12 protein-coding genes are annotated in these 12,889 nt (G+C 53.5%); 10 read left to right on the top strand and 2 right to left on the bottom strand.

The window, feature by feature from the left end:
- Window positions 1-6: 6 nt before the first annotated feature.
- From hcaB to ACAM29_RS08800, 10 genes are all read left to right on the top strand, one after another.
- Window positions 7-789 (top strand): 3-(cis-5,6-dihydroxycyclohexa-1,3-dien-1-yl)propanoate dehydrogenase, encoded by a 783-nt coding sequence (gene hcaB / locus ACAM29_RS08845; RefSeq protein WP_091825752.1) that lies wholly within the window; start codon window positions 7-9, stop codon window positions 787-789.
- Window positions 790-798: 9 nt separating this feature from the next.
- On the top strand, window positions 799-1,737 hold the full coding sequence (locus ACAM29_RS08840) for an NAD(P)H-dependent flavin oxidoreductase (protein WP_369623909.1): 939 nt from the start codon (window positions 799-801) through the stop codon (window positions 1,735-1,737).
- Entirely contained in the window at window positions 1,738-2,520 is a 783-nt protein-coding gene (locus tag ACAM29_RS08835) for a 2-keto-4-pentenoate hydratase (protein ID WP_369623908.1), read from the top strand.
- Window positions 2,521-2,555: 35 nt separating this feature from the next.
- Window positions 2,556-4,391, top strand: a complete 1,836-nt coding sequence (locus ACAM29_RS08830; RefSeq protein WP_369623907.1) for a feruloyl-CoA synthase — start codon at window positions 2,556-2,558, stop codon at window positions 4,389-4,391.
- Between the two features lie 14 nt (window positions 4,392-4,405).
- Window positions 4,406-5,317, top strand: a complete 912-nt coding sequence (locus tag ACAM29_RS08825; RefSeq protein ID WP_369623906.1) for an acetaldehyde dehydrogenase (acetylating) — start codon at window positions 4,406-4,408, stop codon at window positions 5,315-5,317.
- Between the two features lie 14 nt (window positions 5,318-5,331).
- A complete protein-coding gene (gene dmpG, locus ACAM29_RS08820; protein WP_206840176.1) occupies window positions 5,332-6,360 on the top strand; it encodes a 4-hydroxy-2-oxovalerate aldolase in 1,029 nt (342 codons plus the stop codon).
- On the top strand, window positions 6,360-7,349 hold the full coding sequence (locus ACAM29_RS08815) for an FAD-binding oxidoreductase (protein WP_369623905.1): 990 nt from the start codon (window positions 6,360-6,362) through the stop codon (window positions 7,347-7,349). Before dmpG ends, ACAM29_RS08815 begins: the two co-directional genes overlap by 1 nt.
- 144 nt (window positions 7,350-7,493) lie before the next feature.
- Complete coding sequence (locus ACAM29_RS08810; RefSeq protein ID WP_206840561.1) at window positions 7,494-8,534, top strand: TRAP transporter substrate-binding protein; 1,041 nt, start codon at window positions 7,494-7,496, stop codon at window positions 8,532-8,534.
- Window positions 8,535-8,545: 11 nt separating this feature from the next.
- On the top strand, window positions 8,546-9,049 hold the full coding sequence (locus ACAM29_RS08805; protein WP_369623904.1) for a TRAP transporter small permease: 504 nt from the start codon (window positions 8,546-8,548) through the stop codon (window positions 9,047-9,049).
- A gap of 11 nt (window positions 9,050-9,060) precedes the next feature.
- A complete protein-coding gene (locus tag ACAM29_RS08800; RefSeq protein ID WP_309546615.1) occupies window positions 9,061-10,347 on the top strand; it encodes a TRAP transporter large permease in 1,287 nt (428 codons plus the stop codon).
- Between the two features lie 65 nt (window positions 10,348-10,412).
- Here ACAM29_RS08800 and ACAM29_RS08795 read toward each other — a convergent pair whose 3' ends face one another.
- A complete protein-coding gene (locus ACAM29_RS08795; RefSeq protein ID WP_091828204.1) occupies window positions 10,413-11,006 on the bottom strand; it encodes a TetR/AcrR family transcriptional regulator in 594 nt (197 codons plus the stop codon).
- A gap of 152 nt (window positions 11,007-11,158) precedes the next feature.
- Window positions 11,159-12,886 (bottom strand): SulP family inorganic anion transporter, encoded by a 1,728-nt coding sequence (locus tag ACAM29_RS08790; RefSeq protein WP_369623903.1) that lies wholly within the window; start codon window positions 12,884-12,886, stop codon window positions 11,159-11,161.
- Window positions 12,887-12,889 lie beyond the last annotated feature (3 nt).

The raw sequence follows: 12,889 nt of genomic DNA, 5'->3' as shown, positions 1-12,889 counted from the left end.
TGCCACATGACAGTACTGGATTCCAAGGTGGCCCTCGTATCAGGGGGTGCCGATGGCATCGGTCGGGCCGTGGTCGAACGTTACCTGGCCGAGGGCGCCCGGGTGGCGGTGTTCGATATCAATGCCGACAAGCTGGATGCGCTCAAGCGTGACTTCCCCAAGGGGCTGATCACGGTGCAGGGCGATGTGACCCGGTACGAAGATAACGAACGCGCGGTGGCCGAGACGGTCGCCGCGTTCGGCAAACTTGATATCTTCGTGGGTAATGCGGCGCTGTTCGACTACTTCGTACCGCTGCGCAAAATCGCACCTGAAAAACTCGCCGACAATTTCGATAGCCTGTTTCGCGTCAACGTATTGGGGTATTTGAACGGGGTGCGTGCGGCACAGGAAGAGTTGAGCAAAAGCGGCGGAAATATCATTTTGACCGTGTCCAACTCCGGCTTTTACCCCGGTGGCGGCGGCATTTTGTACGTCACGTCCAAACATGCGGTCGTAGGCATGATTAAACAGCTCGCCTATGAGATGGCACCGAATGTACGCGTTAACGGAGTGTCTCCCGGTGCAACCGATACCGAGATGAAGTCGGTGGACGGCATTTCGGGGCGTGCTCAGCCACTCAATCATATTCAGGGATTCCATGAAAATGCGGCCAATGCCGTGCCGCTCAAGCGGATGGCCTCTCCCTCGGATCATGCCGCGCTTTATGTTGTGCTGGCCTCTAATGAACAGTCCCCGATGACGACCGGCTGTGTCATTCACAGTGACGGCGGTTGGGTTGCACGCTGAGGAGGGTTTATGAACCTGTTTAATGAATTGCGTTTGCCACTGGTGGTCGCGCCAATGTTTTTGGTGTCTTCACCGGATTTGATTATCGCCAGCGCGCGCTCGGGTGTGATTGGAGCCTTGCCGGCGGCCAACGCACGTACAGTGGAAACACTGGATGAGTGGATGGTGCAGATTCACGCAGCCCTGCATGCCAGTCGGCAGCCCTGGCTGCTCAATATGATTGTGCACTCTTCTTACGATCGTTTTGATGCAGAGCTGGATCTGGTGCGTCGTTATCAACCCGCTATCGTATCGACTGCCTTGGGGTCACCTGCACGCGTGACCGATGCCGTAAAGGCGTATGGTGGCAAGGTGTTTGCTGACGTGATCACGCCGGCGATGGCGAAAAAGTCGATTGCAGCCGGTGTTGATGGCCTGATTCTGGTGTGCAGTGGAGCGGGTGGCCATACCGGGCAATACAATCCTCTTGCCTTTATCAATGAGGTACGCACTTTCTGGGATGGCCCCCTGGGCGTTGCGGGCTGTATCTCGCGAGGTGCGGATGTGCTGGCAATGCAGGCGGCCGGGGCTGATTTTGTTGTCTCCGGTACACGCTTTATCGCTGCGCAAGAGAGTTTTGCCAATGACGACTATCGCGCGATGCTGGTGGCTTCGGGTCTTGAGGATATTGTTGAGACCAAAGCGGTCAGCGGCGTCAATGCAACCTGGATGAAAGCCAGTCTGGAACAGGCGGGAATTGATCCGGAACAGGTCGGCCCCGGTAAGGCGATCGATTTTTCCGGCAACATTTCGACGGCCAACAAGGCGTGGAAAGATGTCTGGTCGGCAGGGCAAGGGGTCGGAGCGATTCGTGCCGTGGCATCAGCCGGCAAGATTGTGGATGAGTTGCATGAAGAATATGTGATGGCTCTGGAAAACATGAAGCGCCTGTCAGAGAGATATCTGTAAATGAGCCAGCAAGAATTTAACGCCGTAGCGCAACGAATTATCAAGGCGCGAGCAGACGCCTGCGCCACAGGGCCAATTTCGTCAGATTATCCTCATTTCGGCATGGATGACGCCTATGCGGTACAACAACTGGTCAACCGTGACAGGCTGGAGAAAGGAGGGCGAGTAACCGGTTACAAAATCGGTTTGACCTCTGAAGCGGTTCAACGGCAGTTGGGCGTGGACCAACCTGATTATGGTGTTCTCTTCGCCGATATGGAGCGCCGCTCTGGCGAGCGGATTGACTGCTCGCAACTGATCGCGCCCAAGGCGGAGGGCGAAATCGGCTTCATTTTCAAAAATGATCTCGATTGCAGGGATCTGACGTTCACCGAGATACTGGCAGAAATTGAGTGTTTCATGCCGGTAGTGGAGATTGTCGATTCTGTGGTGCGTGACTGGAAAATCAACATCGTCGATACCGTAGCCGATAACGCATCCTCTGCCCTGTATATGGTCGGTGCCAAGCGATTTGATCCCAATGGCGTGGATTTTACCCGCCTGAGTGTATCCATCGAGTCTGAAGGCCGTGACCCTGTCCGAGGTACTGGAGCTGCGTGCCTGGGGAATCCGTTGAATGCGACCTGGTGGCTGGCGCGCAAGCTGTATGATCTGGGTACTCCGATAAGAAAGGGGCATCTTGTGCTGTCGGGTGCCATGGCACCAATGGTCAACATCACGCCGGGCATGCAGCTAAGGTTCTGCTTTGATCAGCTCGATGAGCTGGTGCTGAAAGCCGGTTAACTGACTGATAAAAATAATATTTCAAAGGTTTTATCATGAGTGCAGATATTTTTTCACAGCTGCCGAATACCCGTGTAGCCGTTGAAGCACGTGAAGGCGGAGCCTTCGTCGTACGTTCTGAAACCGAGCTGAAGCCCTATGATCGCTGTGTGGGTGACTGGCTGGAAAAGTGGGCCGACGAAAGGCCGGGTCAGGTATTCATAGCCGAACGTCATGGCAGTACTTGGGATGAAGTCAGCTATGCCGAATTTCGCAATCGTGTAAGAGCCGTGGCGCAGGGGCTGATCGATCTTGGTTTGCCCAATAGCGACAAGCGACCGTTGGTGATTCTGTCGGGTAACTCGGTTGATCATGCGTTGATCAAAATGGCCGCCATGCATATTGGTATTGCCGTAACTCCCGTGTCGGTCGCGTACTCTTTAATGTCACGTTCGCATGACCGTCTGCATGCGATTGTCAGACAGCTCAACCCCTGTGCCATCTTTGCCGATGATGCTGAGCATTTCAGCACTTCCATTGAGGCGTGCAGAGGCGATCATGCCGTGATTGCCTCCAGAAACATTCCTGAAAACTCTGGCATTCACAGCCTCAAAGAGATGCTGTCAAAAGAAAGCACAGGGGAGGTTGACCGGCTGTTTGCTGCGATCGGCCCGGATACTCATGCAAAATATCTGTTGACGTCCGGCTCCACCGGCACCCCAAAGGTAGTGGTCAACACACAGCGCATGATGTGCTCCAACCAGCAGATGATTGCACAGTACATGCCGTTTCTTGAGAAGAAGGCGCCGCGTGTCCTCGACTGGCTCCCCTGGAGCCACATTTTTGGCACCAATCACAACTTCAATATGGTGCTTCGCAACGGCGGTTCGCTGTATATCGACAATGGCAAGCCGCTGCCCGGTTTGATCGGTGAAACCATTCGCAACATTCGCCATGTGAAGCCCAACCTGTTCTTCAATGTGCCCAAAGGATATGAAGTGCTGCTTGAGCACATGCGGGATGACGAAGCGCTGTGCCAGACCTTCTTTTCCAATCTGGATATGTTGTTCTATGCCGGCGCAGCCCTGTCCCGGCCGGTCTGGGATGAGCTCAAGCACCTTTGCGAAGCCACTGGCAACGACGTTTTCTTTACCACTGAATGGGGTGGTACAGAGACGGCACCAGCGATCACTAACGTGCACTGGCGGCTCGACAAGCCCGGTAATATCGGTGTGCCACTGCCGGGGGTTGAAATCAAGTTTGTTCCCAATGCCTCCAAGCTGGAGATGCGCATCAGAGGACCGATCGTCTTCAGGGAGTACCTGAATGCACCGGATCAGACCACACAGGCTTTTGATGAGGAAGGCTTTTATTGCATCGGTGATGCAGGGAAGCTGAAGGATCCTGAAAACGCCTCTGCAGGGATTCTGTTTGATGGTCGCGTATCGGAAGACTTCAAACTCAGTACCGGGACCTGGGTGTGTGTTGCCAGTATTCGAGCCAACGTTCACAAGTTCTTTGGCGATCTGGTAACCGATGTGGTGCTGACCGGTCATGATCGAGATTACCTGGGACTGTTGGTAATACCCGGACCGCGCATGCGCAAGCTGGCCGAAGATTGCGAAGGCAAGATGACCGGCTCCGAACTGCTGCAGGACCCACATGTGCGTGAAGAGCTGCACACGGCCATGACGCTGATGGCACAGGTTGCCAAAGGCTCGGCACAAAAGGTGTGTCGCTTGGTGGTGTTGGATACGCCGGCCGAGATCGAAAAAGGTGAGATAACCGACAAGGGCAATTTGAACCAGAGAAAGATGCTTGAAACGCGTGCTGCGGATGTCGAGCGACTGTATGCGGCGAAGCCGGATGAGCTGGTTCTGAGCATTATTTGATTGGGTGAGAATCAATGAGCAATAAACTCAAAGCGGTCATCATTGGCCCCGGTAACATCGGCACCGACCTGCTGATGAAAATGCAGCGCTCCGAGTGGATCGAGCCGGTTTGGATGGTGGGCATCGACCCTGAGTCTGAAGGCCTCAAGCGCGCCGCCGAAATGGGCATCAAAACCTGCGCCACCGGCGTAGACGGTATCCTGCCGCACGTGATTGAAGACGATATCCGTGTCGCCTTCGACGCCACCTCGGCCTATGTCCATGCCGAGAACAGCCGCAAGCTGAACGAACTGGGCGTGATCATGGTTGACCTGACCCCCGCCGCCATCGGCCCGTTCTGCATCCCGCCGGTCAATCTGACCGACCATGCCAAGAACCTGGAGATGAACGTCAACATGGTCACCTGCGGTGGCCAGGCGACCATCCCGATGGTCGCTGCCGTCAGCCGCGTACAGCCGGTTGAATACGGCGAGATCATCGCCACCGTCTCCTCCCGTTCCGTAGGCCCGGGCACCCGTCAGAACATCGACGAGTTCACCCGCACCACGGCCGGTGCCGTTGAAAAGGTCGGCGGTGCCAAAGAGGGCAAGGCGATCATCATCATCAACCCGGCCGAGCCACCGCTGATGATGCGTGACACCATCCACTGCCTCACCGAGAGCGAGCCGGATCAGGCCGCCATCACCGAGTCCGTCCACGCCATGGTGAAAGAGGTACAGAAATACGTACCGGGTTACACCCTGGTCAACGGCCCCGTGTTTGATGGCAACAAGGTCTCCTGCTTCATGCAGGTCGAAGGGCTGGGTGACTTCCTGCCCAAGTACGCCGGCAACCTGGACATCATGACGGCTGCCGGTCTGCGCACCGCCGAGATGTTTGCTGAAGAAGCGGCCAACGGCACCATCACACTGCCGGCACGCGGCTAAGGGGAGAACAGAACATGAACCTGAACGGCAAAAAAGTAACCCTGCACGACATGAGCCTGCGCGATGGCATGCATGCCAAGCGCCACCAGATCAGCCTGGACGAAATGGTCAGCATCGCCTCGGCGATGGACGAGGCGGGCATGCCACTGATCGAAGTCACCCACGGTGACGGCCTCGGCGGTCGCTCACTGAACTACGGCTTCCCGGCCCACAGCGACGAAGAATACCTCAGCGCCGTCGTACCCAAGATGAAAAACGCCAAAATCTCCGCGCTGCTGCTGCCGGGGATCGGTACCGTTGACCACCTGAAAATGGCCCGGGACTGCGGCGTCTCCACCATCCGTGTGGCCACCCACTGCACCGAAGCGGACGTATCCGAACAGCACATCGGCATGGCCGCCAAAATGGAAATGGACACCGTTGGCTTCCTGATGATGGCGCACATGGTCAGCCCGGAGAAGATCCTGGAACAGGCCAAACTGATGGTCAGCTACGGCGCCAACTGCATCTACGCCACCGACTCCGCCGGCTACATGCTGCCGGATGACGTCACCGCCCGTATCGGCCTGCTGCGTGCCGAACTGCCGAAAGAAGTGGAAGTGGGCTTCCACGGTCACCACAACATGGGCATGGCGATCGCCAACTCCCTGGCCGCGATCGAAGCCGGTGCCTCGCGCATCGACGGCTCCGTAGCGGGTCTGGGTGCCGGTGCCGGCAACACCCCGCTGGAAGTGTTCTGCGCCGTACTGGACCGCATGGGCGTCGAGACCGGCGTTGACCTGTACAAGATCATGGACGTAGCTGAAGACCTGATCGTACCGATCATGGACCAGCCGATCCGTGTCGATCGCAACGCCCTGACGCTGGGCTATGCCGGTGTGTACTCGTCGTTCCTGCTGTTCGCGGAGCGAGCGGAGAAGAAGTACGGCATCTCGGCGCGCGACATACTGGTCGAGCTGGGCCGTCGCGGCACCGTAGGTGGACAGGAAGACATGATTGAAGACCTGGCACTGACCATGGCGAAAGAAAAGGGGTTGATCTAATGAGTCATGCCGTTACTGTTGATCCGGCTGGAAAAACCTTCGATGTACATGCAGGCGACAGTATTCTGGATGCCGGACTGAAGGCTGGTGTTGTGCTCAAGCACAGTTGCCGTGATGGCCAGTGTGGTGAGTGTCGCACGGAGCTGAAGTCAGGACGGGTGGAATACCCGGAAGGGCTGGAACTGAGCGAAACCGACAGGGCTGGTACAACCGTGTTGGCCTGTCAGGCTCGGCCGCTCAGTGATCTGGTGTTGCACTCGCCTGAAGTTACCAGCTTCGAAGGCGTGACGGTGCAGAAAGTGGCTGCGCGTGTGATGGGTAAAGAGCCGCTTGCAGACGACGTGGTGAAGCTGACCTGCAAGCTGGCACCGGGAACCGTATTCAATTATGTACCTGGACAGTATGTCGATCTGACGATCAAGAATATCGTCACACGCAGTTATTCAATGGCAACTGCTGAGGCCGTGGATGGTTGTATCGAACTGCATGTGCGGCTGGTGCCGGGAGGTCAGGCGACGCCGATGATCTTTGAAGAGGTTCAGCTCAAGAACGTGGTGACAATCGAGGGGCCGTTCGGCACCTTCTATCTGCGTGACAGCGATGCCCCTGCCATCTTTTTGGCCAGTGGAACCGGTTTTGCACCGATCAAGGCTTTGATGGAACAGCTGATCGCCAGCGGCAGCGGGCGTCGGGTGCATCTGTATTGGGGTGGGCGTGCTGCGCAGGATCTGTACATGGACCACCTCTGCCGTCAATGGCAAGCTGAACTGGACTGGTTTGAGTACACACCTGTACTGTCAGATGATATATCCGGGTGGAGTGGCCGTACGGGATTTGTGCATGCAGCTGTCATTGAGGACTATTCGGATCTGTCTTCATATCAGGTGTATGCCTGCGGCGCACCTGTAGTGATCGACTCAGCTCGACGCGATTTCACAGCTCAATGTGGTCTGCAGGAAAGCAATTTCTTTGCAGATGCCTTCGTATAGCGGTTTTGACTGATCCCATTATCTCGCACCTGAACCAAAGTTGATTATCAAATAGTGAACTTAGTGTTGCATTAATGGTGCGTATGTAGAAAATACAGTACTGTACTGTATGTAAAAAACATAAAAACAAACGGAGCCATAGCGATGTCATTATTGAAAAAATCCACGCTGTTCAAAGCCACCATTGCTGTTACTGGTGCGTTGTTGACCTCCACAGCTTTTGCGGCAGAGGTGACCCTGCGTTACAACCAGTGGTTCCCTTCGCAGCACTGGTCACAGAAAGACGGCCTCTATAAGTACTTTGAAGAGATCGAAAAAGTGACAGAAGGGCGTGTCAAGGTACAGCCATCCGCCAAGCCGTTGGCCCCTCCGACTCGTAACTACCAGGCCGTTGTATCTGGCATTGCTGACCTGGCCTGGGGGCCTCATGGCTATGCGCCGGGTGCTTTCCCGTTGACTGAAATGGTTGAGTTTCCGTTCACCAATATTGATGCAGGCGTCAGCTCGGCAGCATATTGGCGTGCATATGAAAAGTATTTCAAGGCAGCAGGGATGCATGACAATGTGCATACGCTGGCTGTACATGTGACATCCGGCGGCAATCTACATATGAAGTCGAGCCCGGTTGTTAATCCTGCAGACCTTAGCGGTAAAAAAATTCGTGTCCAGACCAGTGTTGTAGGCGATGCCTTGACCACGCTTGGTGCGGTGCCCATTTCGGGCTCTTTGTCAGAGCTTCGGGAGTTTCTGTCCAGAGGAATTATTGACGGAACCACGCTCTCGGATGAGTTGCTGACTGGGTTCAAAGTAGATAACTACGTTGAGCACATTACACAAATACCGGGTGGCATATTCACAAACAGTACCTTTGTAATTGTGAACAAAGACAAGTGGGACCAGATAAGCCCTGCAGACCAGAAAGCAATTATGGATATTTCCGGAGAGAAACTGGCCGTGCGCATGGGATCTCTTTGGCATGAAAACGATGTTCTGGCACGTGCACAGCTTAAGGAGCGGCTGGGTGAAAATTATAAAGAAGCAGGCGAAGAGCTGAATGCGGCAATCGACAAGGCTTTTGAACCGGTGCGCGCTGATTGGTTCGATAAGGCGGAAGCCAATGGTGTTGATGGTAAGGCAGCTTTTGATTTCTATATGAACGAGATTAAACGTCTGAACTCTAAATGAGGATAAGGGCCATGCTGGTGCATGGCCCTTATACAGGGTTTTTTATGAGTATGTCCTTGTTGAAAGTGTTGGATTACATCTGTTCGAAGATATCAATGTTATCTCTTGTTGTTATGGCTGGGATAACCTTTGCAGATGTATTCGGACGTGTTTTTTTCAATAGCCCCATTGGTTTTGCTTATGAAGTGGTAGGTATATGCCTTGCAGTTTGTTTTTACTCGGGCTTGTATCATGTCCATAAAAAAAGAAAGCATGTCAAGATTGATTTGCTTGAGAAAATATTCAAAGGCAGGACTGGAATATTTCTCGCGTGGTTCAGTTATATCATAGAGGTCGTTTTCTTTTCGGCCCTTGTTTATATGGTTTATATACAGGCTAAAGAGTCCAGGTTGTTTGGGGATGTGTTCATGTTCCTTGGATTGGAAAAGTGGATAATATTGGCGGTTATGGCTGGTTTTGCAATGGTTGCATTGATCAGTCTTTTGGTTGTTTACCCCGATAATAATCAGGAATAACAGGCGAAATTATGGTAATGCTTATAGCTTTTCTTTCACTTCTTTTCCTGTTGTTTATTCGTGTACCCATAGCAATATCGACGGGTGTAGTCGGTGTGCTTGGTCTGGCATATTATCAGGGTTGGTCGCCAGCAATGAGCCAGCTGGGCATGATTGCAACGGAAACGGTACTTTCCTATGAGTTTTCGGTTATTCCGTTATTTATTCTTATGGGTAACATCATCAGTCGCTCAGGCTTGGCTGATGAGTTATACAATGCCACTCATGCGTTGGTAGGTCATCTTAAAGGGGGCCTTGCAATCACGACGATAGGTGCATCAGGTGGTTTCAGTACTTTCTGTGGTTCCAGTTTTGCCACAGCTGCAACCATGACGCGTATTGCATACCCTCAGATGAAAAGATTCGGTTACAGCGATGGCCTTGCAACCGGATCCATTGCTGCGGGCGGGACTCTGGGTATTCTTATACCACCCTCCATTGCGCTGGTGTTCTACGGTATTATTACCGAAACTGATATTGGCAAGCTTTTCGTGGCAGGTGTTATACCTGGTATTCTAGGTGTCATCTTTTACGTTGCAGCTGTACTTTTTGTGGTTCATGTTCTGAAAGATAAATGTTCGGATGCGAGTGAAGCGACACTTAAAGAGAAGCTGTTGGCCATTCGGCAGTTGTGGGCCTTCACTCTATTGATTTTTATCGTATTGGGTGGGATCTACTTTGGGCTTTTCTCTCCGACAGAAGCGGCTGGTGTGGGATCTGTCGGCGCCATACTGATTACATTGATCAGAGGACGAATGAGTTGGCAGAAAATGCGAGATGCGCTTGAGGATACGGCTGCAACTACAGTTGCGCTTGTGGCTATTCTGATCGGGTCGCTGATATTTGCAAACCTGGTTAATGTGTCCAATCTTCCATTTACCATCGTTCAATGGATGGAAAGTCTGAACCTGGGTCTGATGGGCGTCCTGCTTTTAATCCTGATGATCTATTTTGTTCTTGGAGCTGTTCTTGAATCCATTTCAATGCTGCTGTTAACAGTGCCGGTTTTTTATCCCATCGTTGAAGGAATGGGGATGGACCTTATCTGGTTCGGTATCATTGTGGTAATTGCAACAGAAATCAGCTTGATTACTCCCCCGGTAGGGCTGAACGTATTTGTACTCAAGTCAGTAGTGCCTGACGTTGATCTTAAAGTGATATTTAAAGGGGTGTTCCCGTTCCTTATCGCTGATATTTTAAGATTGGCACTTATTATTCTGTTCCCTGCGCTTTCTTTGGTTCTGGTTGAAATGATGTAGCTCCTGCGACGCCAATGGTTTTGGAACCGAGCCACCTCTCAATGAGGTGGCTTTTTTGTAGCAGGTTAGAGGTTCCTGAATTTGCAGTCAGACAGCGGGCAGTTGTCTGCCAGAAAGTGGGCTATGCGCTGAGCCCGTTCCTTGCGGACTTCCTCAGAAGAGAAGGGATCGACCAGAGATGTGGCAATCAGGAAAGAATATACCAGGTGTGCGAGATCATTCGCCTGACTGCTGGTGTGGCCAAGGTCGATAAATAATCCTTCGATGAAGCCGATTCTGTAGCTGTCCACTTCATTCACGGCAGCACGTGCAATTTCATCGCGCCGACCCCAGGCCCGAAGGGATATTTCAATTGATGCGGCTTCCTGGGCTTTATCGCCTTTCAAGGGAAGTGACATCAGCTCCATCAGCTGCTCTTTACTGTCCTGGGATTTCTGTTTCAGGCTATCGATGACGGCTTCAGTCGCTTTCAGCCTCCAGGTGTCCAGTATCGCTTGAAGCAGTTCTTTTCTGCTGTCAAAGTGGTAGTAGAAGCTGCCGCGCGTAATTTTCAGCTTCTTGGCAAGATTGTCCACGCGCACCATGTCTATGCCACTAGTGGCAAGCACTTTAGTGGCTGCATTTATCCAGTCGTTGCGTGATAAGCGCTTGGTAGCCATAGTACTGATTGATCCCTAGTCACTGTCCCAAATGATATGAGTATACAGCTTATAGGCAATATAGTGACTAGGCTGAATCTATTTCAGATAGAATTCATATTAAACAACGGGATATATCAGTCCACGTAAAGTCCATATGTGTATGTTTTGGATCAATTGTTGTCGCAGGTCTGGCTCGTTGCCCGCAACTTCTCCCACGCTGCATACTGGCTCAGGAAAATCTCACCACTCAAGTCGTGCAGAAAGTGAGTGTCCTTGAGCTTGTCCATAACTGGCCCCTTGACTTCCGACAGGTGGAATTTCACACCGCTATCCATCAAGCGCTGATTAATCGCCTCAAGACTTTCAAGTGCCGATGCGTCGATCAGGTTGACGGCCGGGCACATCAGTACAAGGTGTCGCAGCTCCGGGTTGCGTGCCACCTGATCATAGATGAGATCTTCCAGATAGCGGGCATTGGCAAAGTAGAGGCTTTCATCCACACGCAGGGTGAGGATGTGCTGCTCGGTTTCGACCTGGTGTCGGTCGATATTACGGAAATGCTCTGTACCGGGTACTCGACCCACAATGGCACTGTGTGGTTTGCTGGTGCGATACAGGTAAAGCAGCACAGACAGGCCGACACCGGCGATGATGCCCAGCTCAACGCCATGTACCAGGGTCAGCACAATGGTGGCGAGCATGGCAGCGAAATCACTGCGTGAGTAGGCCCAGGTTCGTTTGAGTGCCCCCAGGTCAACCAATGACAGGACTGCTACGATGATGGTGGCCGCCAGCGTTGCCTTGGGCAGGAAAAAAATCAGGGGTGTCAGTACCAGTGTAGCCATTGCGATGCCGACTGCCGTGAAGGCACCCGCGGCGGGTGTTTCGGCACCGGCATCAAAGTTGACCACTGAGCGTGAGAAACCGCCGGTTACAGGGAAGCCACCGGACGCTGCAGCAGCAATGTTGGATGCGCCAAGCCCCACCAGCTCCTGATCCGGGTCGATTCGCTGGCGTCGTTTGGCTGCCAGCGTTTGTGCGACTGAAACAGATTCGACAAAGCCGACAATGCTGATTAAAAGGGCGGATACAAACAGCTGCTTCCAGAGTTCCAGATCAAAGGAGGGCAGGGTCAGTCCTGGCAGCCCTGAAGGCACCTGTCCGACAACCTTCACGCCCTGTGCCTGCAGGTCCAGTCCCCAGACAGCCAGTGTAGTGGCAACAACAGCCAGCACAGGCCCTGCCTTGGCGATAATGTCGGCAAGGCGAGGACCCAGCCCCACTTTCACCAGCAGAGGCTTGAGTTGCTTGCGTACCCAGAACAGAAAGGTGGTGGCGCTCACCCCGATGATCAGCGTTGGCAAGTTGATATGCGCCAGCTGGCCCGCCAGCGCCATCAGGATATCAAGCAGATTGTGACCGCCGGCATCGACACCCAGTATGTGTTTGAGCTGGCTGGCTGCGATGATCAGGCCGGAGGCGGTGATAAAGCCCGAGATGACCGGGTGGCTGAGAAAATTGGCCAGAATACCAAGACGAAACAGCCCCATCAGGATCAGGATGACACCGGACAAAAATGCCAGTGCGATGGCCGCTGCCAGATATTCAGCTGTACCGGCCAGCGCCAAATTGCCCACCGCAGCGGCAGTCATCAGTGAAACCACCGCCACAGGCCCCACCGCCAGGGTGCGGCTGGTACCAAAAATGGCATACGCCACCAGCGGCAGGATGCTGGCATAGAGGCCTACTTCAGGCGGCAGCCCGGCCAGCAGGGCGTAGGCCAGCGACTGAGGGATCAGCATGATCGTGACGATCACGGCAGCCACCAGGTCGCTGGTCAGGGTTTCACGGTTGTAGACCTTGAGCCACTGTAATATGGGCAAGTAGCGTTGCAACATCAA

This window comes from Marinobacterium sp. BA1, from assembly GCF_041155135.1.
Taxonomy (GTDB): Bacteria; Pseudomonadota; Gammaproteobacteria; order Pseudomonadales; family Balneatricaceae; genus Marinobacterium; species Marinobacterium iners.
The sequence above is the reverse complement of the archived record's forward strand: the minus strand, read 5'-3'. Positions and strand labels throughout refer to the sequence as shown.